Consider the following 25,041-nt stretch of genomic DNA (forward strand, 5'->3'; position numbering starts at 1 on the left):
CACTTTTCCTTGTGAAGAATCTTCAAGCAGTTCAACATTAAAATCATGTGTTAACTTGCGGATTATACTTATACAATCAGTCGTTACTATTCCTCTCTAACTTTCCATTCTTTCTAAATACTCGACTCCACATCCACCATAAAATTAATAAGCATATGATGTAAAGGATATATTGAACTATAGTTATTGGGTATCCTAGTATTTTATGTCTTACGATATCCAAACCTGCTAAAGCAAATACCCCCAAAATAATTAGTGATATGCCCTTTTGATGTTTTAGGGAAGTTCGCTTCATTAACCGGATTATCACATAATAAATGGGTAGCATTATAACAAGTGCAAGTAGAGCTACACTTCTAGAAGTAAAAAGGTTAAACAGTAAACCAGAATGCGGGGATAGGAATACTACGAGATTTCCTTCAGGAAGTGTATCAAACGCCCCTACATACGTATTATCTTCTTTTTGTAATGGTAAATTCACATAGACACTAGCCCTTTTTGGAACTTTAACTTCTATGTCTAAGTTTTTAAATTCACTCCAATAGGACGCTGGATGCAGCAGGTAATCTAAGCGGTAAATAGGATGGAGATTGGCTCTCTCATCTATACCTAAATCTGCTTTGTATTCAATAGTTAAAGTATGTCTGCTCTTTGCATTCAAAGTGATATTAAATGTTTTTGCTCCTAATTTACCGGATGCTCCTATTAGATCATACCCTCTAAAGGAATATGTTTGCCCTGTTCTTGGATCGATCCATTCCCTGTGTGGTTTATTCCCTATTAATTCTTCTGGGTAAAAAGGAGTATTACCGGTTATAGAGATATCCGTTCCATCTAAGTCTACACTCCATTCGCTTGACATACCTGGCTGAGGGAATGCTATAGGTACTAGAAGATTTTCTTCCGTTTTGTTTTCCATTTCATATATTACTCGAATATTTGCAAGCATCATTTGATAGGGTGATACTTCTCCTTCTTGTTCAATTTCTATATATAATTTTTCACTCTCTATACTGATCACACTTTCCTCCAGTGGTAAGACATGTCCAGTAGGAGTGGTAGGCTCTTCAAAATAACTCGTGCCATTTGCAAAGATAGAGGTTGGTTTTATACAAATACTAGCTAATATGAGCAAGATTATTACTTGCTTTCTCATCTCCTTCCCTCCCTTAAACTTTATTTGACCTTTCCAGCTAAAGGCTTATTATTTTCCACCTGGCAGATGCAAATCATCAAGGTACTCTTTTGCCATTAAAAGCAGTTCATATGTATCGTTCCATTATTTCCTCAGTTCAAATACATTTTTATGCTGTGTTATCGGAACTATGACACAACAGCCCATTAATATATCTGGCTCGTTTTTCCACTGAAAAAATAGCTAGTTTCATTTCCAAATACAATATTCTGTTTTAACCTTTATAAGGATTACAAAACGGACAATTTTCCGTTTTTACCTCTCACCAACTCATCGATTATAGTTGGGATTTCCATTAGATTATCTACAACATACTCTGCTTGAACATCCACATCCTTCCATTGCATATCTTTCTTCCAAATACCCTTCATCCCTACATGTTTAGCCGCTCGCATATCATTATCTGGATGGTCACCGATAAATACGCATTCGTTTGGTTGGAGCCCAAGTTTGTCGGCAGCCCGTAAAAATATTTGGGGATCTGGCTTTTTAACATCCTCCCATTCAGAAATTAAAATTGTTTGGAAATAATCTTCTATTCCTAAAGCCATTATATTGTCCATTTGAAACTGACCGAATCCATTCGTAATCATCCCTATTAACATCTTTCTCTCCTTCAATTTCTCTAGCATTAATAAAAGATTATCAAAAGGTACACAGCAATACTTAAATTCACTCAAATAATCTTCCAGTAGTTCTTGCCAAGTAATTTTGGTAATTCCAAATTCCTCTGCTAATTGGCTATATACTTTGTCCTTCCAAACATATCCTCGACTGTCTAATTGTATAAGCCTTGCTGTGTACACATCTTTTGTAATAGGACCTATGAGGTGACTAAATCTATCGTATTGCTTATCTGCAAACAACTTTAATGACTCATCTCTATTGAGTAAAGTACCATCTAAATCGAACAGAACTGCTTTTATCATGTTATTCTCCTTTCACTTACTTTAAGTCTTTTGGATTACCTTCTACATCTCCTGGTTCAAATCCTTCTTTTATTTATTCATAAATAAAACATCATCCATGTATAAAGGATGATGCCATTCGTAATTACTATTCCGATAAGGTGACGTCTACGATTTCGTCGATTGATAGTTCAAACGAGCGAAAAGGATCCTCTATTTCAATTGTTCGCTTTCTCAAATCAATCCATTGGATCGTACCGCGGTTATAGATAAACTCTCCCTCTTTCCACCGTTTTATTTTGATTTCAACGTTTCGTTGCATTGCGAGTGCGATTTGATCATGAATAACTTCATAGTCAAACTCATTTAAATCTGGGCGAGGCTCTTTTTTTATCTCTTCTCCATATTCTCGAAGCATCTTCACATGCTCCGGCAACATCATTGCTACCCACTTTTTCGACCCACGATCCTGCAATCGAGATAAATCCAATTGGTTCCAATCTTCTTCAAAGTTAGCCATGTTATCACATCTCTCTTTTTTACTTATCATACCGAACATTTGTTCTTATTTCAAGCGGGAATTAATGGCCGCTGAAAAAATGATCTTCAAAAGTGTACATAACAATGATGGAGCGATTATGGAAGGTGATTGATCGGTTATTGGTTTCTATTGATCGATTATCGGTGTTCGTCGATCGATTATTTGATTCCATCAATCGATTATTAGACAGCATCGATCGATTCTCACAGATAAGACCATTCTTCCTAATAAAAAGACACGCTCATAATGAACGTGTCTAATCTTTATAATCTACATCAATTCTTTTGCAAGTAACCGATAGACATTTAAACGTTTTTCTTGCGAATGCGGAATACTACAAATCATGACTTCATCGAAACCATAATTACCTTGTTCTTCCTGTAAAGTCTCCGCTACCTCTTTTGCAGAACCGACTAGATGAATTTTACGATTTTCTTGAATCATCATGCGATCCATTTCCGTCAGCGGATAATCCTGCGCTGCCTCTGGTGTCATTAATGAACGAATTTGCCCTTTCATAAGAGACAAACGTGCAATGTCCTGAGGTAATGCTTCAAATTCAGCCTCTTCTTTGGTTTCTGCAGCCGTTACAAGGTATGTAACATTAATCTCTGGCTTTTCCATTAAAGCAGACGGCGTGAAGTTATTACGGTATGTGTCTAATATCGCTGGAGTCATACCACCTTGGAAAAATTGTGCAAACGAATAGCCAAGACCCATTCTTCCAGCCTGTACAGCACTATTACCAGTGGAGCCAAGTAACCAAGCTTCTGGTAATACGATTTTAGAAGGACTGGCAATCGTTCTGTTGTATAAGCTATCCTCTGGAACTTCATCATTGATCAGTTGCAGGGCAATTGCTAACTTTTCATACATATTGTTGACCAATGGAGGACGACCTTCCGAAAGAGCATACATCGCATGATTATCTCCCCCTGGAGCTCTTCCTACACCGAAGTCAATACGACCTGGAGAAAGTGCACTTAAGGTTTTAAAAACCTCCGCTAACTTCAATGGTGAGTAGTGCATCATCATCACGCCACCTGTACCGATACGTAATTTTTTGGTTTTCGCAGCTAAGTGAGCCGCAATTACTTCCGGTGCAGAACTTGAAAATGCATCGGTTCCATGATGCTCGGCCATCCACATACGATGATAGCCTAGTTCATCTGCTAAAATAGCCAATTCTTCTGCTTTTTTTAATGCTCCTGCTGCCGTATTGCCAGATGTGACTGGCGCTTGATCTAATACACTTAGTTTCATCTATATATCTCCCCTTCAACAAATGCTCGTTTAATACGTTTCTTTTCAAATGCTATCGAATTAAAATTAAAAAGTAAACGAAAGGGACTTGATAATAGAAATATTATTGAAGTAAATCGCTAACCTCCTTGGCACTTTAAAATTTCTACTTCTTTTAAATTCTATGGAGACATAAAATCTTAACAGTTCAATCTAAACGTGAGGAGATGATTTTTTGGTTAGCCTGTTGGAAAATATATTCCAAATCTCGGCAATAATACTACTGCTATGTTCTCTCTATTACTATAGACATTTTAAAAAAACGAAAAGAGAAAGAAAGCTTACTTCCCTTGAATTTTCGATGTTTTTGTTAACAGAAGTAGCAATTTTTCTCTGTGCAGGTAGTTATCTACTTCTTCTCTTGGATAAAGGTTGGATTTAGCTAAATAGCGTAAGGGGAAAAATATGTTGGAAATATAGAACATAAGTGGAACTAGTTGTAGAGTCGTCACAACTAGCTCCTCTTTTTTCAGTAATCATATGGCATTTTCGTGTTACAAACCAAATGGAGATTTATGTTAAAATACAAATAAGTAAGACGTCAATATGGTGAGTCGTTAAGTTAAGGACGAAACTTCTAGTCGCTGCACAACTAATATTTTGCTTTATTACATATGGAAGTAAAGCCTTTTTTATTGAAATAAGTAATACAAGAATGGATGTGCTTTATGGAAGAAATGATATCACCATTTATTCAACCAAACTTGAGAAAACTTTTATCCTTCGCAACCTCGGAATGGAATATCGATCGAGAATACGAATTATATATCCACTCACCAGTTAGAGTATTATATGGATATATCTTTGAAGATGAAGTCGTTGGTTGTATAGGAATAGAAATTTTAGATTTAAAGTGGTGTGAAATTAAACATATTGCAGTATTTCCAAACCATAGAGGAAAAGGTCTAGGAAGTAAAATGATTAGTTTTATTAAAGTTAAACATCCAGTACCTTTTGTTATTGCTGAAACCGATAAAGAAGCTGTAATTTTTTATGAAAATTACGGATTTAAAATAACGAGTTTGGGAGAAAAGTATCCAGGTGTGGAACGCTACCTATGTATCCTGAAAAATAAGTAGACTATTATATTTAGCTAACATCATCGGTTTTATTTCTATCAGAATTTAAAGTATTTCTTAATGAACTATAGTAAATAAAGTTGAGTTGCAAAGGGGTAGTATATGTCCAAATATATTAGTATATTTTGTTTAGCATTAGTCGCTAGTGTAATTTTATTCTCTCTATTTGCTGGAGTGTTTGATGGTGGTGATTATGCCGAAACAGCAATTTATACAATAGGAACAATAATCATTGTACTTCTATCATTTTTGATATCTCTTATGTACTATTTAATAAATTTATTGCAAAGGAAGATTTAGATCTACTTTCAATAACGGTGTGCTTTAGTAAAAAGAGAAAATAATGGAATGGAACGCAGCAAAATTAAAAAGGTAGTGCTAAAAAGCACTACCTTTTTTAACTATTTATTAATAAACCGATGTATTTTCTTTAGTGATATTTTCTAGAATTTCTTTCACACGTGCTAAGAAACGACCAGCAACTAAACCATCTAGTACACGGTGGTCTAATGAAAGACATAAGTTTACCATATCACGCGCAGCAATCATGCCACCATCCATAATAACTGGACGTTTCACAATAGATTCTACTTGTAAAATCGCTGCTTGTGGGAAGTTAATGATTCCCATTGACTGAACAGAACCGAATGATCCAGTATTGTTTACAGTGAATGTACCACCTTGCATTTCATCTGATTTTAACTTTCCTGAACGGACTTTTGCAGCAAGTTCGTTTACTTCACGACCAATACCTTTAATCGTTTTTTCGTCCGCATTTTTAATAACTGGAACGTATAGCGCGTCTTCTGTTGCTACTGCTATAGAAATATTGATGTCTTTTTTCTGAACGATTTTATCCCCAGCCCACATAGAATTCATCATTGGGAATTCTTTTAATGCTTGCGATACAGCTTTCACGAAGAAAGCAAAGTATGTAACATTAAATCCTTCTTTTTGTTTAAATTCATGCTTGATGGAGTCACGGTATTGAACCATGTTCGTAACGTCTACTTCAATCATTGTCCATGCATGAGGAGCTTCGTGTTTGCTACGTAGCATATTTGCCGCGATTGCTTTCCGAACACCTGTTACAGGAATCTCGATATCTCCCACTGCCACTGGAACATTAGGAGCTGCTGTTTTCGGTGATGGAGCTGAAGTAGGTGCAGCTGCTGTTGGTGATGGCGTGGAAACAGCTTGTTGCTCTACTTTTGCTACTGGAATTTCTCCACTTTCTACAATTTTCAGTAGATCCTTACGAGTGATTCGCCCTTCGTTACCTGTACCAGTAACTAAAGAAAGATCGATTCCATGTTCTTGTGAAATTTTCAGCACTGCAGGTGAGTAGCGTGCTTTGGAACCTTTTTCACGTTCTACAGGCGCAGCATGCTTTTGTACTTCCGCAGGTTTTACAGTTTCAGCAGTTGGCTCTTCAGGTGCAGCCTCTTTTACCTCTACTGTTTCTTCAGAAGCCCCACCTTCTGTTTCTATCGTACAAACGATTTCTCCGACAGCTAATGTGTCTCCTTCGTTTGCGATCAACTCTTTAATAATTCCTGTAAAAGAGGACGGTACTTCAGCTGTTACTTTATCTGTATTTACCTCAGCTAGAGCATCGTATTTATTTACGTGATCGCCTGGTTTAACTAACCATTTCTCGATTGTTCCTTCTGTTACACTTTCGCCTAGTTGGGGCATTTTGATTTGTTCGATTGCCATTCGAGTTCCTCCTTATCAAATTCGCCTTGGCGTATCTGTGTCCAGATTTTTATCGAGCTAGCTCGATGATTCCTTAAAAAAATCTGTGACATCCGCCGGAGGCACTAACTTCATTCGGCAAAGTCTTTTTTTTGCTTAATGAAGTTAGTATTCCGCTAGCTCACGCATCGCTTTTTCGACTTTATCTGGATTGATCATGAAGAATTTTTCCATTGTTGGTGCATAAGGCATAGCTGGAATATCAGGACCAGCAAGACGCATAATCGGTGCATCTAGGTCGAATAAGCAGTTTTCTGCAATTATAGCCGCAACTTCCCCGATAATACTACCTTCTTTGTTATCTTCTGTTACTAGCAAAACTTTCCCTGTTTTAGAAGCGGCTTCTATAATTCCTTCTTTGTCTAAAGGATAAATAGTACGTAGATCTAAAACATGTGCAGAAATACCGTCTTTTTCTAAACGTTCGGCAGCTTGTAATGCAAAATGAACAGCAAGACCGTACGTTATAACCGTAATATCTTCCCCTTCACGCTTCACATCTGCTTTCCCAATTTCAATAGTGTAATCTTCTTCAGGAACTTCCCCTTTGATAAGACGATACGCACGTTTATGCTCAAAGAACATGACTGGATCTTCATCGCGAATAGCTGCTTTTAACAAACCTTTAGCATCGTATGGAGTAGATGGAATGACAATTTTCAAGCCTGGTTGGTTAGCGAAAATTGCTTCTACCGATTGAGAATGATAAAGTGCTCCGTGAATTCCTCCACCAAATGGTGCACGGAAAACGATTGGGCAAGTCCAGTCATTGTTAGAACGGTAACGAATACGTGACGCTTCGGAAATAATTTGGTTAACAGCAGGCATGATAAAGTCAGCAAACTGCATTTCTGCAATTGGACGTAGTCCGTACATTGCTGCTCCTATACCAACTCCAGCTATCGCAGATTCTGCAAGAGGCGTATCTAATACTCGGTATTCTCCAAACTCATCATAGAGACCGTTTGTCGCTTTGAATACTCCACCCTTACGACCAACGTCTTCCCCTAGAACGAAAACGCGTTCATCACGAGTCATCTCTTCTTTCATTGCAAGTGTGATTGCATCAATATAAGACATGATTGCCATTATGCGTTCCCCCCGTCTTTTTCAGCGTACACATGTAATAGCGCACTTTCTGGTGAAGCATATGGAGCACTTTCTGCGTAATCCGTTGCTTCATTTACTTCTTTCATAATGCGATCATTAATCTCTTTTTCTAATTCTGTTGGTAATATATCTAAATCACGCAAATATTTTGCGAATGTAATAAGTGGATCCAACGCTTTACCTTCTGCAATGTCTTCTGCAGTACGATATTGTCTGTCATCGTCATCTGAAGAGTGAGCTGTTAAGCGATAAGTTACTGCTTCTATTAAGCTCGGGCCACCGCCATTACGCGCACGATCTGCAGCTTCCTTCACCACTCGGTAAACTTCGATTGGATCTTTGCCGTCTACCGTCACACCAGGCATTCCATAACTAGATGCTCGCTCTGCAACCGTTTTACTCGCAACTTGACGCTCAAATGGTACAGAAATAGCATAGTTATTGTTTTCAACCATTGTAATACATGGTAATTGATGAACTCCCGCGAAATTTAGACCTTCATGGAAATCCCCTTGGTTAGAAGAACCTTCTCCTAGTGTTACAAATGTAATGAAGTCTTTTTTCTCAATTTTCGCAGCTAATGCGACTCCCACAGCATGTGGTAATTGAGTAGTAACAGGTGAAGAACCAGTTAGAATTCTATTTTTCTTTTGACCAAAATGTCCTGGCATTTGACGACCACCCGAATTTGGATCTTCCGCTTTTGCAAAAGCGGAAAGCATTAGATCTTGGGCAGTCATTCCAAAGTGTAAAACAACTCCCATATCACGGTAGTAAGGTGCAATATAATCCTTTGTGTTATCTAGCGCAAAAGCAGCTCCTACTTGCGCTGCCTCTTGACCTTGACAAGAAATTACAAAAGGAATTTTTCCAGCACGGTTTAATAACCACATACGCTCATCAATACGGCGTGCCATTAGCATCGTTTCAAACATTGTTAACACATCTTCATTTGTTAAACCTAATTCAGCATGACGATTTGTCATTAGTACTCCCCCTTTATTAATAGACAAGCAGTTTTGTATTTACTTTAATCCTTGCATTATCTAATATTGGACATCTTAAGCACCTTAGGATAGCTAGGCTAGCATAAGGGCTTACACACTTTTCTAGTTGGCTAGCACTAGACGCCAGTATCTCGATTGCTTCAAGTCTTCCAGCGCTGTTCGCTGCTAAACGGCGTCCGCCGCTTTTCTAGTTATGAATGGCTTTTCCGTCTACTGCTAGTGCTGCTTCTCCCATTACCTCACTTAGAGTTGGGTGCGGGTGAATGGTGTGGGCAATTTCCCATGGTGTTGCGTCAAGAACCATTGCTAAGCCAGCTTCTGAAATAAGGTCAGTAACGTGTGGACCGATCATATGAACGCCTAGAATGTCATTTGTCGCTTTGTCTGCAACGATTTTAACAAAGCCATCTGATTCGCCGTATACTAGTGCTTTTCCAATCGCTTTAAATGAGAATTTACCAACCTTCACATCAAATCCTTGTTCCTTAGCTTGTTGTTCCGTAATACCTACGCTAGAAGCTTCCGGATTTGAATAGATACAACGTGAAACTAATGCATAGTCAATTGGAGTGATCTCTTTACCAGCAATATGTTCCATCGCCGTAATTCCTTCATGACTAGCTACATGTGCCAGTTGAAGTCCACCAATTACATCCCCAATTGCATATATATGAGATTCTTTTGTTTGGAATGTTTCTGATACTTGGATAAATCCTTTTTCTACAACGATATCTGTATTTTCAATGCCAATACCTTCTACATTAGCTTGTCTGCCAACAGAAACTAACATTTTTTGTGCTACAAAGGTTTTTGTTTCACCGTTTATTTCAGCAGAAATTTGCACTTCTTTTTCTTTTGTTTCTAATGTTTCTGGAAGTACTTTTGCGGACGTTACAAATGTTATCCCTTTTTTAGCAAGCAGCTTTTGCATTTCTTTCGAGACATCTTTATCCTCTGTCGGTATGATACGATCTGCATATTCAACGACTGTGACCTCTACCCCAAAATCATTAAGCATCGATGCCCATTCAATTCCAATTACGCCGCCACCTACTATTAGTATAGATTTCGGTAACTCTGTCATAGCAAGTGCTTCATCAGAACTCATCACAAATTCTCCGTCAATCGTTAATCCCGGTAAAGTTCGTGGTCTAGAGCCAGTAGCAATTACTACATTTTTAGGTATAAGCATTTCATTTTCGTCGCCACTGTTCATCTCTACCGATATAGTTCCACCTGGTGAAGGGGAGAAGATTGATGGCCCTAACATTCTTCCAGTACCTTCGTAGACATCTATTTTCCCTTTTTTCATCAAGCCTTGTACGCCTTGATGTAATTGGTTGACGATTGACTCCTTACGCGCCTGTACTCTACTAAAGTCGAGTGTGACCTCTCCCGTATTTACACCAAAATCTGCTGCATGATTTTTAGTAGTTGCATACACTTCAGCACTACGAAGTAATGCTTTACTCGGAATACACCCTTTATGTAAGCAAGTACCACCTAAATTTCCTTTTTCAATGATTGCTGTTGTTAATCCAAGTTGAGCTGAACGTATAGCAGCAACATATCCGCCCGTACCGCCACCGATAATTACTACATCATAATCTTTTGCCAACTGACCCATCTCCTTAAATTTCCATCTAAGAAGGCCGCTTACTTTAAAAGAAAGACGGCCTACTTTAGTTCATTAGATGAAATTAGTTGTTTTCTTAACGTCCGTTTAAGATATGTTTGCCATTTTGAAGGAACTGGCTACGTGATTTACTTACACGTGCAATTCTTTCTTCTGCTAAACGGTCAGCAGCGACATATGATGGCACACCATCGCGTTTGGAAATTTCAAAAATACGCTCAATTTTATCGTAAATAGTAGCAACACGTTTCATCGCACGATCTGCGTTGTATCCATTTAATTCATCTGCTACATTAATAACGCCACCTGAGTTAATAACATAATCTGGTGCATAAACAATGCCCATTTCATGGATTAGATCTCCGTGTGTAGTATCACGTAACTGGTTGTTTGCTGAACCAGCAATTACTTTTGCTTTTAGTTGTGGAATTGTATTGTCATTAATAATTGCACCTAAAGCACATGGAGCAAAGATATCTGCTTCTACTGAGTAAATATCGTTTACATCTACTTGAACAGCACCGAACGCATTTACTGCACGGTCAACTGAAGTTTGGTTAATATCTGCAACGATTAGTTTCGCGCCTTCTTTGTGTAGGTATTCGCAAAGAGTATATGCAACGTTTCCTACACCTTGTACTGCAATCGTTTTACCTTCTAAAGAATCTGAACCAAATGCTTCTTTAGCCGCAGCTTTCATCCCTACATAAACTCCGTAAGCTGTTACTGGTGAAGGGTTACCCGATGAACCGAATGCTTCAGAAATACCTGTTACATAATTCGTTTCTTCATGGATTAAGTCCATATCTGCTACAGTTGTTCCAACATCTTCTGCTGTAATATAACGACCATTTAACCCTTGGATGAAGCGACCGAAAGCACGGAACATTTCTTCATTTTTGTCTTTTAATGGATCTCCGATTATTACGGTTTTACCGCCACCAAGATTTAAACCAGCAGCTGCATTTTTATAAGTCATCCCTTTTGCAAGACGCAATGCATCCTCAATAGCTTCTTCTTCCGTAGCATAGTTCCACATACGTGTCCCACCAAGTGCAGGCCCTAAAGTAGTATCGTGAATGGCAATAATTGCTTTTAACCCTGAAGTTTTGTCTTGGCAAAATACCAATTGTTCGTAATCGTAAGTTTCCATATATTTAAAGATTTCCATGTGTAGTTCCTCCTAGTAGTTAAATGGGTCTAACTTATATATTCAATACCCCTATTGTTTGAAGTGATCCCATTTATGCTAAATGATATTTTTCTAACTTGTAATATAATGTGCGGAGTGAAATATTAAGTTGTTTGGCAGTTTGTGATTTGTTTCCTCCACAAACTTTCAATGTTTGTGCCAATACTTTCTTTTCCATTTCATCCATTTGCTCCGCTAGCGTGCCAAGTGAAGTCTCTCCCTTGTCCTCATTCGGTAAGACTAGCATTGATTTTGGTAAGTGATACTCTTCCACTATTCGATCGTTCGGCTGCAAAAAGATCATCGAACGACTTATAACGTTTTCTAGCTCTCGTACATTCCCCGGCCAATCATATAATAGTAAACTTCCCATTGCTTCTTCCGAAAAGCCTTCTATATTGCGACCAAATTCTTGATTTAATCGGACAAGTAAATGCTCCGCGATTGCCGGAATATCCTGCTTACGATTGCGCAAGGAAGGAATATGAATGGGCATTCGATTCAATTGATAATAGAAATCTTCTCTAAAAGTACCTTCTAGCATGGCTTTTTCGAGATTCAAGCTACTAGATGCTATAATTCGCACATCCACTGGTATCGATGTCGCCCCGTCCACTCGAATGATTGCATTTTCTCTAAGAACACGGAGCAGTTTGGCTTGTGTCTTTTTCGTAAGTTCCCCAACTTCATCCAAGAAAATGGTTCCATTTGTTGCTTGTTCAAAAAAACCATGTTGTATATATCCATCTTTTTCCGAACCAAATAGCTCAGTTTCTAACAAATACTCTTCCAAGGAGCTGCAATTAACACGAAGGAACGGATGATTTGCACGTTCACTTTCACTGTGTATCGAAAGCGCAAACAAATCTTTTCCAGAACCGACCTCTCCCCTTAAGAGAACGGTTATCGGAACATTTGCCGCTAGCTTAGCCTGCTCAATTGTAAAGTTTATCTCGTTTGATGTACCGACGATATCTTCAAAACTATAAGTTGCGCCTAACGTTCTGATGAGTGTCCGTGCATGGTCTAATTCTTTCATTAAGCCACGCATTTCCGTCATATCGTGAATAACACCTACACTACCTTTTAGTTGTTGGTTAACAATAATAGGTGCGACATTGACGATTACATCTTTTTTCTGTTTTCCTACTCGTAGATTTACACCACGGATAGGTTTACGAGTTTGTAGCACTTTCAAGTGGATACTTTCCCCTTCAGAAATATCTGCCGTTGCGGGTTGCCCAATTACTTCAGCTTCACTAAAGCCAGTTATTCTAGTATAGGCTGGGTTAATAAGAATCCCTTTACCTTCCTCATCCACAACAGAAATAGCGTCATCACTTGAATAAATAATCGCTTCTAGCATTTTTTGAATTTCTGTTAAGTTAGTAATCTCTTCGGCTAGTCGAACTACTTCCGAAATATCCTTAAAAACTGCAATTGCACCAACCTGTTTTCCCGCTTCATCTATCATCGGATAACGCGAGGTAACAATTTTGGTACCGCTTTCAAGAATAAGTTCTTTGTTTAGCTCAACCTTACCTGAATCGAACACTCTTGGTAATTCACTTAATGAAATTACCTCATGCACATGTTTTCCAATGGCATTATCGACTGATATATGCGTCATTTTTTCAGCACTTTTGTTGAATAAATTCACGATACCTTGATCATCAATACCAATCATACCTTCTTCAATTGAATTGAAGATTAACTCTTGCATCATCTTTTTTTGATCAATAATGTTTATATATTTATTTTTTTCTTCTAAAAGTGAAACAATTAAGTTGGCGATTTCGCCTGGTATTAATACCGCAGTGGCAGGTCTATTTGCAAGAAGCTCATGAAATACCTCTTTGTTTCCAGTGACATCAATGATGATCTGAATATCTCCATTTAGGAGAGGTTTCCAATCTGTATATGTAGGAATATTATTCTCTTTTGCAAGTTTTAACCCGGGAGCATTTTCATCAATGTCTACAATAGCTTTTACTTGAAGGTACTCTGCTTGTTGTATTAATTTCAAAAGTGCATATCCTCCATTACCAGCGCCTACTATTATTATGTTTTGCAAGAATATGCACACCCCCATTAATCATCTGCAACTTATTGCACTTCTCATTTATCATAACGCAAGTTTCTTTCGTTGACAATCATATTGTTGATAGTAAAATTAAATTAGTAGGAACAGGAGTGAAAAAATGGCTCGTTTAGCGGCTTTAATCGTGTTATTAATTCCTGGAATTTTAGCAGCATTTGGGATTAAATTAATGAGAGATACGTTTTTCGGATTGCAAATCCTCCCTATTGGTGGCTTGGCCATACAATTTATAAGCGGATTAATATTTACAGTTCTTGGATTAGGCTTCTTTGCAGGCTTCCTATTGAACCGTGATCGTAAAAATGGGAAAGTAGCTCCACGATTTCAAAAGAAAAAGACGTAGACTATAATAGTCAACGTCTTTTTTGTTGTAGCAAGACTTTTTCAGGGTAATCAGTAATCCATCCAATGACAGACTCATGGGGATGTTGAATATACTTCTCGTTCCCCTTAATATTATAAAAGCGCATCGGATAACCAGCATCCCACACTCTTCTCATCAAATCAGTATCATAAAATTTTTTATTGAAGTGAATAGCATCTATTTCTTTAATGGACAACACATAATCCCAATCAGAATTTTTTTTGCCTATAAAAGCTGTTTGGACATCACTTTTCATCGCATGTATGGTTTGTAGTACACTAAATTCAAAAGAAGAAAAGTGAACATCTGCAATTGGTGATGCCATTTCTACTACTTCTCTAATCTTTTCATTTTTCCCTAGAAAGGATTCTTTCAATTCAACATTTAACTTAATTCCTAAGGGTGTCACAAAACGAATGAATTCATCAAATGTCACAACTCGGGAATAGAGAAATTTACGGTAAAACACTCGACCAAGCTTTAGTTGCAAAATTTCCTCCGCTAGCATATCCGTAATTCTTCGCTTGTTTCCGGCAAGTCGAAAAAAGTCGATATCATGCGTGACAAAGGGTACGCCATCTGCTGAAAGCTGTAAATCTAGTTCAATCCCATCTACCCCTAGTTTCACAGCTCTTTTAAAAGCTTTCATAGAATTTTCTACTGTTTTGACTGCAGCTCCACGGTGAGCATAGACAGGAATATTAGACATTTAACTCCCCATTCTCCAATTTGAATTTCCCTTTAGTTTGTTTCGTTAGATAGGAAGACTTGTTTCCAATTTGAAGAACAGTCCCGGGATTTGCTTCTCTTTTAATATCGATGAAATAATCCGAAGTTTGTCTTAACGTTTTCAGGATCCGCTGTATCTCTTCATCCAACTCTTTTACTTTACGCTTTGTTTCATTGTATTTTTGCTTAGTTTGCTCGTATAAAGCTACTTGTTGAACAGACATGGAGCTTTTAAATTTGTTTAATTGACTTAAACTAAAGTCAAGCTTTGTTGACTCTTCCTGTAGCTTCATCATGTCTTGTGCCTTGGATTTAGTATTTTCCGTTAAGATTTTACGATCAATTCCCTGGACAATCAACTCTGTTTTTCTTTCTGAGTTGTTACCAGAATAACCCGTGGTAATTGAATTGATAGCAATCGCTTTACCCCCAATAATTTTCCCTTTACGCTCATCTACAACAAGTTTATCACAAAATATTGTAGCTCCTAACGCATAGAACCCAATTTGGATCGTGTCTTTAGCCTCTAACGTACATTCGTTTGCATGTTTAACAAAAATATTTTGATGTGCTTCGATGGTTGTAATCCCTTTACCGAAAATACCACCTTTAATGAACACATCTCCTTCGGTGGATTTTATCAGTTCAGCCGCATGTACACCTTCATTGGATTCAATGGAGATATCCCCTGAAGCTAATATGGAGTAACCAGCCATTACCGTTCCCTTAACTTGGATAGATCCATCAAATTTTAAATTTCCTGTTCCCAGTCCAACATCACCTTCTATTACTAGATGCTTTTGTACCGTAAGTACTCCATTAATTTCTCCTATTACACCTTTAGTTTTAGAACGAAGGACCGTCTTCCCTTCCTCTTCTACTTCATAAGCTGATTTAGTATCATATTTTAGAGGAAAATCAGCACCCATTAGTGCAGGAACTATTTCACCTAAAATATTCTTTCCTTCCATACCTAGCTGAGCAGGAATTTTTTCACCAAGCCAAGAACCCTCATTAATCTCTACTAGGAAGTTCATATCAAAGTAATCTGCTTTCCCGTCTTCATTGATCACTGGTGTTTTTTCCGCTTGTTTTAAATAAGTAATATTGGCATCGGCACCTTTCTCAGGTGGAAGTCCCTCTGCAATTATGTATGATTTACCTGTTTTAATCGACATTAAATCCAAGGGCTGTTGACCGAATATAATGTTATTGTCTTGTAGAAGTTTTTGTATATTCATTTGAAGACTTTCTAAGTTCTCTTGTATAAATTTTGGAGATTCATATATAGTGAGCATCGCTTGCATTTTATCACTGCTTATTTCTAATTCCATACTATCTAGCCAAGTGCCCAACTCAATGGGCTCATGAGAACCGCTATCTACTGCTTTTTTTACAGCCATAAAATCTAATATTTTAAGTCTGGGGTGATTTCTAGTTAATTCATCAACTTTTTTTAAATTATACCGTTCCTTTTTTATAGTCATAAATACTCGTCCATTATCTTCAGAAAGTATTATTTCATCATTTTCTATAATTATCATAACTTGCAACACTACCTCTCGATATTAATTATACTCACTATTGAAAAAGTTAGAATATATATTTTAAATAAACTAAAAATATCGCTATTAATACCTAAAAGCAACTGCTAAAAAGCTCGTACCTATAAATCTGATACAGATAAATAGTCTTACTAAATTGTGTTATAAAGGGTATTAAGTCATTATAATCTGAAAACTCCTCAACGAAGAAAGTACTGTGTATAATAGCTTCTATTTCAAATTTGAGTATAATGAAAAGCCAGCGAATAAAAAATTCGGTGGCTTTAGAAGAAGTATTTTTTAGTTGAATATTTAAGGTTAGTCTAGAGAGTAAAATTTAACTAGCCATATTCTCCATACGAATCTTATCAGCAATCATCGCGATGAATTCTGAATTAGTAGGTTTAGATTTTAGATGGTGGACGGTGTATCCAAATAGTTTAGAAATAGTTTCATAGTTACCACGGTTCCACGCAACCTCGATTGCATGTCTAATTGCTCGTTCTACACGGGATGGTGTCGTTTGAAACTTTTTAGCTATTTCTGGATATAAGACTTTCGTGATGGAACCTAGTAATTCGATATCACTGTATACCATTTGTATAGCCTCCCGCAGATAGGAATATCCTTTAATATGCGCAGGTACGCCAATTTCCTTAATAACATTCGTAATGATATTGTCAATCATTCGCTTATTTTGTAGCGCTTCTTTTTCTGGGCTATTTTTAACAGGCGCTTCTTGAACAAAGCCTTTTTTGCCTGCGACTTGTTTAATCTGTGTTACTAAGCGTTCAAACTCAAATGGCTTAAGCATAAAATAAGATGCACCCAGGTCAACTGCTTGTTTCATAACATCCTCTTGCCCAAAAGCGGTAAGCATAATTACATGAATATCTTTAAGTTTATTGTCTCTTTGTAGATTATCTAAAACGGCTATTCCGTCTAAGTGAGGCATAATAATGTCGAGTAATAACACATCTGGTTTAGTAGATTCCAAAAGCTCTAAACAAAGTTTCCCATTAACAGCTGTTCCAATAATTTCAATTTCCGGATGTTGATCGAAATAAGATTCCATCGTACGAATTAAGTCTTTGTTGTCATCCACAATTGCAATTCTTATCTTTTCCATTTTCTCATCCACCTTTTGTAATTTTTCACTCAGGTATTATTCTCTTTAATACGCCCAAATCCTTTATTGTTGTTAAAAATAAGTCTTTTATAATACAGTTTCGTTACGTTACGACAAAGTTTTGAATATTATAACATTGATGTCGAATTATCTTTATAACCATATTATACCTAAATGTGTAAAAAGGGTAGACCTAAATTCGGTCTACCCCTTTATTTATTCATGGACTCTTTTTCATCATTTCCGTAATCGCTAACGCAGCACCATTTTCTGGTCTATCCACATACATATGAGTAATAACACCAATTAGTTTATCTTTTTGCATAATCGGACTCCCACTCATACCTTGTAAGATTCCACCTGTCTTTTCTATGAGCTTTTTGTCCGTTACAGTAAATTGAAATATATGACCTTCTACAGAAGAAATTTCTATGGCGAAATCCTGAACTTTTTTACCATCGATGGAGGTACGCATAACTGCTTTACCTGTCACTATTTCTTCTGGATCTACAATTTCTACCTCTTGCATAGATATATTTTCTAATGCACTATTGTCCAATTTTCCGAAAACACCGTATACATTATTTTCATTTACTCCACCTATCGGTAGCGTATTTGAAGTGTGGGAGGTTATTTTATAGCCAGGATTTCCTGGAGTACTTTTCTTTATCTGCTCTATTGATGATAAATATATTGAACCTTCCGAGAAATTCGGAGTAATTCCAGACTGTTGGTCCACTATTTGATGACCTAAGGCACCAAACTCTTTAGTACTTGGATCAAAATAAGTTAAAGTACCAATGCCTTCTGTTGCATCTCTCAAAAATGGAAGTAATTTCACCATTTGATTTGGAGTAATGCTTTTCGTATACTTTTCTTTTTTATGCTCATACTGGATAATAATTTGTGTACTATCTTTTAAATGACTTTTTACGTCAATTAGATTTGTCACCGGCTTGTTGTTGATCAGATGAATCGAGTCACCCGTGCGCAGCCATTCATCATCTGAAATTAAAACATCATTATTTACAAAAACGGTACCATAATGTAAATCAATTTGAATGGACTGTCCGAGTGGTACTACTGAAGTCTGTTCTGCAAAAGCTGAATTGTTTGCGAAGAATAAAGTAAAGAAGAGTAGTGGCATTAGCGACCATTTTCGATAGTTTTTCTGCATATTTCACCTCCCTATATTGATACTATGTCCTAGAAAATGTCGGCTATGAGAGGTAAATAATTGATAAAAAAAAGACCTTAGTTAAATAAGGTCTTTAGACGTTTCTTATAATTTTTTTTCGATCTTTTGCTAAAGTTAATAGTTCTTTCGAATGCTGTAATGTTGTGCTTGTGATTTCTGCACCAGACATCATGCGACTAAGTTCTTCCGCTCGTTTATCGTTTTGCACTTCTTCTAAAACAGTAAACGTTCGATTTCCACTTACTTCTTTTTTAATCATTAAATGCTGATCTGCCATTGCAGCAACTTGTGGTAAATGAGATATACAAAGTACTTGAGAATTCGAAGCAATTCCTGCAATTTTTTCTGCAATCGATTGAGCAACTCGTCCACTTACTCCCGTATCAACCTCATCAAAAATAATGGATGTGATACCTTGATGTTTGGAAAAGATACTCTTGAGTGCCAGCATCATTCGAGAAAGTTCTCCGCCTGAAGCAATTTTAGTTAATGCTTTCAAAGGTTCCCCTACGTTTGTTGAAATGTAAAATGATATATCGTCTAATCCATTTTCATTGTAAACTGGTTTAACAGTCTCATGAAACATAACCGAAAAAGTGGCCTTTTCCATATACAGTTCTTGTAATTGCTCCATAATAGCAACGCTTAATCGTTTTGCTGCACTTTTACGTTTATCTGTTAAATCCGTTGCTTCTAGTTCCAAGTCAATTTCAATTTGATGTATTTTTTCAGCCATTTTTTGAATTTGCTCATCACGATTCACTAATTGGTCTAAACTATATTGAATCTGATCTTTGTATGCAAGTATCTCTTCAATAGAGGGACCATATTTTCGTTTTAACGTTTGGATAGTAGCTAAGCGTTCATCTACAATTTGTAGCTGGTTATTATCAAATTCCATCTCATCCAACTCATTTTTCAGTTGATAAGCCGCATCCTGTAATATGTAAAATGCTGACGATACATTTTCACTTAGCTCTAGCATATTCTTATCCATATCTGCGATATCTTGAAGATCTGCCATAGCAGTTCCTATATAATCCAACCCTTTAGATTCATCAAGTATGGCATCATAGGCGCTACTCATCTTATCAAATACTTTATGAAAATTTTGTAATTTCTTTTTCTGTTCCTGTAACTGTTCCTCTTCACCAATAACTAAGTTTGAGTCAACAATTTCCTCAACCTGGAATGTATACAGATCGATTTTGTGTGCAATCTGTTGTTCATTCTCTGATAGTTTGTCTAGCTCTTTTTTCCATTTTTTATACTGCTTATAAAGTTCTTGATAAGAATCTTTTACTTCTTTTAAGCTTTCTCCTGCAAATTGATCCAATAGATGAATATGTGCCTTATCATCCATCAATTCTTGGCTCTCATGTTGACCGTGGATATCTATTAAAGAAGCACCAATTTCTCTTAAAATACCGATAGTTACAAGTTTCCCGTTTATTCGACAAACGCTTTTTCCTGAAAGATTGATATCTCTTCGAAGTATAATAGACTCGTCTTCAAAATCTATCCCAATATCATCTAGTTTTTTAATCACTCCATGCCCGGGATTAGCTATTAAAAACAAACCCTCTAATTCTGCTTTTTTAGCGCCATGTCTGATAAATTCATGCGAGCCTCTACCACCGCATAACAAATGCACCGCATCAATAATTATAGACTTCCCTGCTCCCGTTTCTCCTGTAAGAACAGTAAGCCCTTCTTCAAAACTAACTGTCAATTCATCAATAATGGCAAAGTTTTTTATCGTTAGTTCTTTCAACAATAGTTTTCACCTCATTTTAGAGCATTTCGAGTAAGCGCTCTTTAATAACTTGACTGTCTTGTTCTTCTCTACATAGGATTAAACAAGTGTCATCTCCACAAATAGTTCCCAGAATTTCTGGCCAGTCTAAGTAGTCTATTAAGGAGCCAATAGCATGAGCATTACCAGGTAACGTTTTCATCACTAAAAAATGACTTGCACCATCGATACTAACAAATGCATCAGACAGGGCTCTTCTCAATTTTTGAATAGGATTAAAGCGTTGGTCTGCAGGTAAACTATACTTATAATTACCGTTTGGCAATGGTACTTTTACTAAATGAAGTTCTTTAATATCTCTCGAAACAGTAGCTTGCGTGACATTATATCCCGCATTTTTTAGAGAGTCTACTAAATCATCCTGTGTTTCGATTTCGTGTTTTGCAATAATATCTCTTATGCGAATATGTCGTTGTCCCTTGTTCATATGGGGTTCACCTCATTGTATATTTATACTATTTAATTTATACAATAGCATTGGTTTAGAAAAGTAACAAGAAAAAAGCGACTCTTTTACAAGAGCCGCAAGATTATTTAAGCAGTTGATGTGCTTCGCCTACTAGTTTATGGAAATCGATCTGATGCGGAGAGAACTCCTCATCGACAATGTTCGTAAGATGAAATAAAAATTCGATATTTCCTTCTCCACCCGTAATAGGAGAGAAAGAAGCACTTTTTAGCTGAAAGTGCTGACTTTCTGCAAAATTAGCTATATCATTCAAAACATCGATATGCACTGCTTTGTCTCGAATTACACCTTTTTTCCCCACTCGATCTTTGCCTGCCTCAAACTGAGGTTTTACAAGGGCAATAACATCACCATTAGGTACTAAAATTGTTTTTAAAGTTGGAAAAATAAGCTTTAACGAAATAAATGATACATCAATCGATGCAAAGGATGGTAAGCCCTCTAAAAAATCTGCAGGTGTTGAATATCTAAAATTCGTTTTTTCCATAACAGTTACACGATCATCTTGTCTAATTTTCCAAGCTAACTGGTTGCTTCCTACATCTAAAGCATAAGCATGCTTGACTCCATTTTGTAAACCACAATCTGTAAATCCACCTGTGGAAGATCCGATATCAAGCATGATTTTGTTTTCAATATTCAAGTCAAATTGTTCTAACGCTTTTTCTAGCTTTAATCCACCGCGGCTAACATACTTTAATACCTGACCCTTTATAGTTAAAACAGAGGTGTTTTCCACCTTTTCTCCAGGTTTGTCTATACGCTCTTCGTTTTTATAAATAAGCCCTGCCATAATCGCCCGTTTAGCCTTTTCTCTCGTATCAAATAATCCTTGCTCTACTAATAGTACGTCCACGCGCTCTTTCGGAATTTTAGTCATGACGGAATATACCTAGATGGTTCATTCACTTTTTTAGTCACTACTTTGACAATTTCATCCGTAGTCACATGAATTTCTTCCAGTAATTGATTTACTTCGCCATGTTCGATAAAGATATCAGGTATTCCTATACGATGTACATTTACTTGTAGGTTGTTCTCATTATAAACTTCTAGCACCGCACTACCGAAACCACCTTGAAGCGCACTCTCTTCCACTGTAATAATTGGAATATTACGCGCTTGAAGGTCTAGTAGCATTTTTGTATCTAGTGGTTTTATAAAACGAGCATTGATCACTTCAACGGAAATATTATGTTCGGCAAGTACCTCTGCTGCTTTCATAGCCATAGGAATTGTTGTTCCAAATGTTAGGATAGCTGCCTGTGTACCTTCTTTTAGTACTTCCCAAGTACCAATTGGTATTGTTTTCAATTCTTCATCCATTGGTACACCAAGACCATTTCCTCTTGGGTAACGAAGTGCTATTGGTCCATCAGAATATTCGAAGGCAGTTTTAACCATATGCTGTCCTTCATTTTCATCTTTAGGCATCATAATAACCATATTAGGCATATGACGTAAGAAAGAAATATCAAATACCCCTTGATGAGTTTCTCCATCTGCTCCAACCAAACCAGCTCGGTCAATTGCGACTACAACATTTAAGTTTTGACGACAAATATCATGTAGCATCTGATCATAAGCACGTTGAAGGAATGTTGAATAAATAACAAGCATTGGCTTCATACCATCTGCAGCCATCCCAGCAGCCATTGTAGTAGCATGCTGCTCTGCAATACCTACATCGAACATACGAGTTGGAAATTCAGATGCAAATCCTTCTAATTTAGATCCGACTGGCATTGCTGGAGTAATCGCTACAATACGTTTATCTGTTCTTGCAAGCTTCCTTGCTGTTTCTGCAACAAGTGCACTCCATGAAGGACCTTTGGATGCGGATTTGATCAAATCCCCAGTCTCCATTTTATAAGGTCCTGTTCCATGCCATGTGCCGATTTTATCAAGTTCCGCTGGTTTAAAGCCTTTACCTTTTTTCGTAATAACGTGTAAAAGTACCGGTCCTTTCATCTTCTTCGCATATTGTAAGTTTTCTTCTAATGCTTCAAAGTCGTGGCCATCGATTGGTCCAAGGTACGTAAATCCAAGTTCCTCAAAAAACACACCAGAAACTAGTAAATACTTCAGACTATCTTTTACTCGTTCTGCAGTTCCTGCAAGCTTTCCGCCTACCGCTGGAATTTTTTTCAGCAATGATTCTAGTTCATCTTTTGCTTTGTTATAAGTTCCATGAGTACGCAGTCTTCCTAATACATTGTGTAGAGCACCTACATTTGGAGCAATAGACATTTCGTTATCATTTAATATAACGGTAATATCCGTTTGCTCATGCCCGATATGATTTAATGCTTCTAGCGCCATACCACCTGTTAGTGCACCATCACCTATAATTGGCACCACATAGTTTTTCTTGTTTTGTAAATCTCTCGCTTTTGCCATACCCATTGCAGCTGAAAGAGACGTTGAGCTATGTCCTGCTTCCCAAACATCATGTTCACTTTCAATACGCTTTGGAAATCCACATAATCCTTTAAACTGACGTAACGTATCGAATTGATCCGCTCGGCCGGTTAAAATTTTATGGACATATGCTTGATGTCCTACATCCCAAAGAAATTTGTCTTCTGGGCTATTAAATGCTTTATGCAAAGCTATGGTCAGTTCTACAACACCTAAGTTTGGCCCAATATGCCCACCAGTTACGGATAAATTTCCTATTAAAAACGATCGAATATCTTCACTAAGTTCCTTTAATTGTTCATTATCTAAACTTTTTAAAAAGGATGGGCTAGAAATTGAAGTTAAATCCATTGCCATCACACACCTTCTATTAGATTTCCTTCTTTACAACTAGTTAATATCATAGCAATAAACGGCTAAAAAACAAAATTATTAGCTACTATTTGGTTCTTTTCGTAATATAATTGGCGAATTCTACTAGTAAACCATTCTGCATTTGTATACTTTCTAATGCTTGAAAAGCTAGATTATACCGATTTTGAAGCTCTTTTTTGGCACCTTCCATTGTCAAAATTGAAGGATATGTATTTTTTTCACTTATTAAGTCTTTCCCCGCAGTTTTACCCAATTGCTCTGATGTACCTTCTATGTCAAGAATATCATCTTGAATTTGGAATGCCAGCCCAATATGAAAAGCGTATTCTTCTAATGCACTCATTACTTCCTCGGACACATTGGCAATAATAGCTCCAGCCAAAATACTGTAAGACAATAATGCACCTGTTTTGTTCAAGTGAATCTCTTCCAGTTGTTCTAAAGTTAAAGTTTGACCTTCCCCAAGCATATCTAATACTTGGCCTCCAACCATGCCTTCAGCACCAGCAGCGAAGCTAAACTTATCTATTAAAGCTATTTTTAGTTCAGGTGATATATTTGGTAGTCTCGCAATTATACCGAAAACAAGTGTAATAAGAGCATCTCCCGCTAAAATAGCCAGTGCTTCTCCAAATACAATGTGATTGGTCGGCTTTCCGCGACGTAAATCATCATTGTCCATCGCCGGTAAATCATCATGGATTAACGAGTATGTGTGAATCATTTCAATCGTACTTGCCACAATAATGGCATCCTCATTTTGAACATCCAATTCTTTTAAAACTGCAAGCGTATACAGTGGTCGCACTCTTTTTCCACCTGCTTGAAGTGAATAGAGCATAGCATCTTTTAAAGGCTGAGGTGCCTTTAAATCTTTTATAAGATCATGTAATGTTTTATCAATAAGTGGCTGATTGGTTTCAATAAATGAAGTTAATAAATTACTCATGGACTCCACCAGCATCTTCTTTGTTTTCATCCATAAATGTCACTAATTGTTTCTCTGCCTTTTGTAATTTGTCACTACAAACTTTAGAAAGCTCCATACCTTTTTGATACAACTCTATAGCACTTTCTAAAGGTACGTCGCCTTGTTCTAACTGACGAACGATATTTTCTAATTGCAGCATTGCTTCGTCGAATAGAATATCCTTTTTAGTCATAAAT

The 25,041-nt window shown here is 37.0% G+C and carries 24 protein-coding genes; 4 read left to right on the forward strand and 20 right to left on the reverse strand.

Going from position 1 to position 25,041, the window contains the following annotated elements; all coding sequences use genetic code 11:
• Positions 1–76: 76 nt before the first annotated feature.
• From MKX53_RS10045 to MKX53_RS10055, 3 genes are all read right to left on the reverse strand, one after another.
• A complete protein-coding gene (locus MKX53_RS10045; protein WP_340911013.1) occupies positions 77–1,156 on the reverse strand; it encodes a hypothetical protein in 1,080 nt (359 codons plus the stop codon).
• Between the two features lie 269 nt (positions 1,157–1,425).
• Positions 1,426–2,124 (reverse strand): HAD family hydrolase, encoded by a 699-nt coding sequence (locus MKX53_RS10050; RefSeq protein ID WP_340911016.1) that lies wholly within the window; start codon positions 2,122–2,124, stop codon positions 1,426–1,428.
• 127 nt (positions 2,125–2,251) lie between these two features.
• The gene (locus MKX53_RS10055) at positions 2,252–2,623 is read right to left on the reverse strand and encodes a YolD-like family protein (protein WP_175496332.1); all 372 of its coding nucleotides are present in this window, start codon (positions 2,621–2,623) and stop codon (positions 2,252–2,254) included.
• 104 nt (positions 2,624–2,727) lie between these two features.
• Here MKX53_RS10055 and MKX53_RS10060 point away from each other — a divergent pair, with 104 nt between their 5' ends.
• The gene (locus tag MKX53_RS10060; RefSeq protein WP_340911018.1) at positions 2,728–2,904 is read left to right on the forward strand and encodes a hypothetical protein; all 177 of its coding nucleotides are present in this window, start codon (positions 2,728–2,730) and stop codon (positions 2,902–2,904) included.
• A gap of 10 nt (positions 2,905–2,914) precedes the next feature.
• Here MKX53_RS10060 and MKX53_RS10065 read toward each other — a convergent pair whose 3' ends face one another.
• Complete coding sequence (locus MKX53_RS10065; protein WP_093538453.1) at positions 2,915–3,907, reverse strand: LLM class flavin-dependent oxidoreductase; 993 nt, start codon at positions 3,905–3,907, stop codon at positions 2,915–2,917.
• A 707-nt stretch (positions 3,908–4,614) separates the two neighbouring features.
• Between MKX53_RS10065 and MKX53_RS10075 the strand changes: the two genes are divergently transcribed.
• Both MKX53_RS10075 and MKX53_RS10080 read left to right on the forward strand, forming a co-directional pair.
• Positions 4,615–5,025 (forward strand): GNAT family N-acetyltransferase, encoded by a 411-nt coding sequence (locus tag MKX53_RS10075; protein WP_340911019.1) that lies wholly within the window; start codon positions 4,615–4,617, stop codon positions 5,023–5,025.
• 102 nt (positions 5,026–5,127) lie between these two features.
• A complete protein-coding gene (locus MKX53_RS10080) occupies positions 5,128–5,325 on the forward strand; it encodes a hypothetical protein (protein WP_340911022.1) in 198 nt (65 codons plus the stop codon).
• A gap of 108 nt (positions 5,326–5,433) precedes the next feature.
• Here the strand turns inward: MKX53_RS10080 and MKX53_RS10085 are convergent, their stop codons facing one another.
• The 6 genes from MKX53_RS10085 to MKX53_RS10110 all read right to left on the reverse strand — a co-directional run bounded on the left by MKX53_RS10085 (position 5,434) and on the right by MKX53_RS10110 (position 13,802).
• Entirely contained in the window at positions 5,434–6,744 is a 1,311-nt protein-coding gene (locus MKX53_RS10085) for a dihydrolipoamide acetyltransferase family protein (protein WP_340911024.1), read from the reverse strand.
• 144 nt (positions 6,745–6,888) lie between these two features.
• On the reverse strand, positions 6,889–7,872 hold the full coding sequence (locus MKX53_RS10090; protein ID WP_093060707.1) for an alpha-ketoacid dehydrogenase subunit beta: 984 nt from the start codon (positions 7,870–7,872) through the stop codon (positions 6,889–6,891).
• The gene (locus MKX53_RS10095) at positions 7,872–8,879 is read right to left on the reverse strand and encodes a thiamine pyrophosphate-dependent dehydrogenase E1 component subunit alpha (protein ID WP_093538445.1); all 1,008 of its coding nucleotides are present in this window, start codon (positions 8,877–8,879) and stop codon (positions 7,872–7,874) included. The genes MKX53_RS10090 and MKX53_RS10095 overlap by 1 nt, the downstream gene beginning before the upstream one ends.
• A gap of 208 nt (positions 8,880–9,087) precedes the next feature.
• Positions 9,088–10,518 (reverse strand): dihydrolipoyl dehydrogenase, encoded by a 1,431-nt coding sequence (gene lpdA / locus MKX53_RS10100; RefSeq protein ID WP_093538444.1) that lies wholly within the window; start codon positions 10,516–10,518, stop codon positions 9,088–9,090.
• A 94-nt stretch (positions 10,519–10,612) separates the two neighbouring features.
• Positions 10,613–11,707 carry a branched-chain amino acid dehydrogenase gene (gene bcd, locus MKX53_RS10105; protein ID WP_093538443.1) on the reverse strand — a complete coding sequence of 365 codons (1,095 nt, stop codon included), beginning with the start codon at positions 11,705–11,707 and terminating at the stop codon, positions 10,613–10,615.
• Between the two features lie 73 nt (positions 11,708–11,780).
• A complete protein-coding gene (locus MKX53_RS10110; RefSeq protein ID WP_340911026.1) occupies positions 11,781–13,802 on the reverse strand; it encodes a sigma 54-interacting transcriptional regulator in 2,022 nt (673 codons plus the stop codon).
• A 127-nt stretch (positions 13,803–13,929) separates the two neighbouring features.
• Here MKX53_RS10110 and MKX53_RS10115 point away from each other — a divergent pair, with 127 nt between their 5' ends.
• Positions 13,930–14,172, forward strand: a complete 243-nt coding sequence (locus MKX53_RS10115; protein ID WP_093538441.1) for a DUF2627 domain-containing protein — start codon at positions 13,930–13,932, stop codon at positions 14,170–14,172.
• Between the two features lie 10 nt (positions 14,173–14,182).
• On the opposite strand, the gene MKX53_RS10120 is transcribed toward MKX53_RS10115, so the two are convergent.
• The 10 genes from MKX53_RS10120 to xseB all read right to left on the reverse strand — a co-directional run bounded on the left by MKX53_RS10120 (position 14,183) and on the right by xseB (position 25,037).
• Positions 14,183–14,902, reverse strand: a complete 720-nt coding sequence (locus tag MKX53_RS10120; protein ID WP_340911028.1) for a glycerophosphodiester phosphodiesterase — start codon at positions 14,900–14,902, stop codon at positions 14,183–14,185.
• Positions 14,895–16,466: a DUF342 domain-containing protein gene (locus MKX53_RS10125; protein WP_340913318.1), complete on the reverse strand. Its 1,572-nt coding sequence runs from the start codon at positions 16,464–16,466 to the stop codon at positions 14,895–14,897. The genes MKX53_RS10120 and MKX53_RS10125 overlap by 8 nt, the downstream gene beginning before the upstream one ends.
• Positions 16,467–16,803: 337 nt before the next feature.
• Positions 16,804–17,595 carry a sporulation transcription factor Spo0A gene (spo0A, locus tag MKX53_RS10130; RefSeq protein WP_340911030.1) on the reverse strand — a complete coding sequence of 264 codons (792 nt, stop codon included), beginning with the start codon at positions 17,593–17,595 and terminating at the stop codon, positions 16,804–16,806.
• Positions 17,596–17,815: 220 nt separating this feature from the next.
• Positions 17,816–18,772 (reverse strand): SpoIVB peptidase S55 domain-containing protein, encoded by a 957-nt coding sequence (locus MKX53_RS10135; protein WP_340911032.1) that lies wholly within the window; start codon positions 18,770–18,772, stop codon positions 17,816–17,818.
• A gap of 94 nt (positions 18,773–18,866) precedes the next feature.
• Complete coding sequence (recN, locus tag MKX53_RS10140) at positions 18,867–20,570, reverse strand: DNA repair protein RecN (protein WP_340911034.1); 1,704 nt, start codon at positions 20,568–20,570, stop codon at positions 18,867–18,869.
• Positions 20,571–20,586: 16 nt separating this feature from the next.
• Positions 20,587–21,036, reverse strand: coding sequence for a transcriptional regulator AhrC/ArgR (gene ahrC, locus MKX53_RS10145; protein ID WP_340911038.1), 450 nt, complete (start codon positions 21,034–21,036; stop codon positions 20,587–20,589).
• A gap of 103 nt (positions 21,037–21,139) precedes the next feature.
• Entirely contained in the window at positions 21,140–21,958 is an 819-nt protein-coding gene (locus MKX53_RS10150) for a TlyA family RNA methyltransferase (RefSeq protein WP_340911041.1), read from the reverse strand.
• The gene (gene dxs, locus MKX53_RS10155; RefSeq protein WP_093538479.1) at positions 21,955–23,850 is read right to left on the reverse strand and encodes a 1-deoxy-D-xylulose-5-phosphate synthase; all 1,896 of its coding nucleotides are present in this window, start codon (positions 23,848–23,850) and stop codon (positions 21,955–21,957) included. Before dxs ends, MKX53_RS10150 begins: the two co-directional genes overlap by 4 nt.
• 88 nt (positions 23,851–23,938) lie before the next feature.
• Positions 23,939–24,823 (reverse strand): polyprenyl synthetase family protein, encoded by an 885-nt coding sequence (locus MKX53_RS10160; protein WP_340911044.1) that lies wholly within the window; start codon positions 24,821–24,823, stop codon positions 23,939–23,941.
• Positions 24,816–25,037: an exodeoxyribonuclease VII small subunit gene (xseB, locus tag MKX53_RS10165; protein WP_340762547.1), complete on the reverse strand. Its 222-nt coding sequence runs from the start codon at positions 25,035–25,037 to the stop codon at positions 24,816–24,818. The genes MKX53_RS10160 and xseB overlap by 8 nt, the downstream gene beginning before the upstream one ends.
• Between the last annotated feature and the right edge of the window lie 4 nt (positions 25,038–25,041).

Source organism: Psychrobacillus sp. FSL K6-4615, assembly GCF_038008225.1.
In the GTDB taxonomy this organism is placed as follows: domain Bacteria; phylum Bacillota; class Bacilli; order Bacillales_A; family Planococcaceae; genus Psychrobacillus; species Psychrobacillus psychrotolerans.

Coding starts and splice junctions, on each gene's coding strand:
- MKX53_RS10135 (WP_340911032.1), bottom strand. CDS start 18,772: ATGCAGAAAAACTATCGAAAATGGTCGCTAATGCCACTACTCTTCTTT.
- MKX53_RS10045 (WP_340911013.1), bottom strand. CDS start 1,156: ATGAGAAAGCAAGTAATAATCTTGCTCATATTAGCTAGTATTTGTATA.
- MKX53_RS10160 (WP_340911044.1), bottom strand. CDS start 24,823: ATGAGTAATTTATTAACTTCATTTATTGAAACCAATCAGCCACTTATT.
- MKX53_RS10050 (WP_340911016.1), bottom strand. CDS start 2,124: ATGATAAAAGCAGTTCTGTTCGATTTAGATGGTACTTTACTCAATAGA.
- MKX53_RS10150 (WP_340911041.1), bottom strand. CDS start 21,958: ATGACTAAAATTCCGAAAGAGCGCGTGGACGTACTATTAGTAGAGCAA.
- dxs (WP_093538479.1), bottom strand. CDS start 23,850: ATGGATTTAACTTCAATTTCTAGCCCATCCTTTTTAAAAAGTTTAGAT.
- MKX53_RS10125 (WP_340913318.1), bottom strand. CDS start 16,466: ATGATAATTATAGAAAATGATGAAATAATACTTTCTGAAGATAATGGA.
- MKX53_RS10060 (WP_340911018.1), top strand. CDS start 2,728: ATGATGGAGCGATTATGGAAGGTGATTGATCGGTTATTGGTTTCTATT.
- bcd (WP_093538443.1), bottom strand. CDS start 11,707: ATGGAAATCTTTAAATATATGGAAACTTACGATTACGAACAATTGGTA.
- xseB (WP_340762547.1), bottom strand. CDS start 25,037: ATGACTAAAAAGGATATTCTATTCGACGAAGCAATGCTGCAATTAGAA.
- MKX53_RS10090 (WP_093060707.1), bottom strand. CDS start 7,872: ATGGCAATCATGTCTTATATTGATGCAATCACACTTGCAATGAAAGAA.
- MKX53_RS10120 (WP_340911028.1), bottom strand. CDS start 14,902: ATGTCTAATATTCCTGTCTATGCTCACCGTGGAGCTGCAGTCAAAACA.
- MKX53_RS10085 (WP_340911024.1), bottom strand. CDS start 6,744: ATGGCAATCGAACAAATCAAAATGCCCCAACTAGGCGAAAGTGTAACA.
- MKX53_RS10115 (WP_093538441.1), top strand. CDS start 13,930: ATGGCTCGTTTAGCGGCTTTAATCGTGTTATTAATTCCTGGAATTTTA.
- spo0A (WP_340911030.1), bottom strand. CDS start 17,595: ATGGAAAAGATAAGAATTGCAATTGTGGATGACAACAAAGACTTAATT.
- MKX53_RS10075 (WP_340911019.1), top strand. CDS start 4,615: ATGGAAGAAATGATATCACCATTTATTCAACCAAACTTGAGAAAACTT.
- MKX53_RS10095 (WP_093538445.1), bottom strand. CDS start 8,879: ATGACAAATCGTCATGCTGAATTAGGTTTAACAAATGAAGATGTGTTA.
- MKX53_RS10055 (WP_175496332.1), bottom strand. CDS start 2,623: ATGGCTAACTTTGAAGAAGATTGGAACCAATTGGATTTATCTCGATTG.
- MKX53_RS10080 (WP_340911022.1), top strand. CDS start 5,128: ATGTCCAAATATATTAGTATATTTTGTTTAGCATTAGTCGCTAGTGTA.
- MKX53_RS10065 (WP_093538453.1), bottom strand. CDS start 3,907: ATGAAACTAAGTGTATTAGATCAAGCGCCAGTCACATCTGGCAATACG.
- ahrC (WP_340911038.1), bottom strand. CDS start 21,036: ATGAACAAGGGACAACGACATATTCGCATAAGAGATATTATTGCAAAA.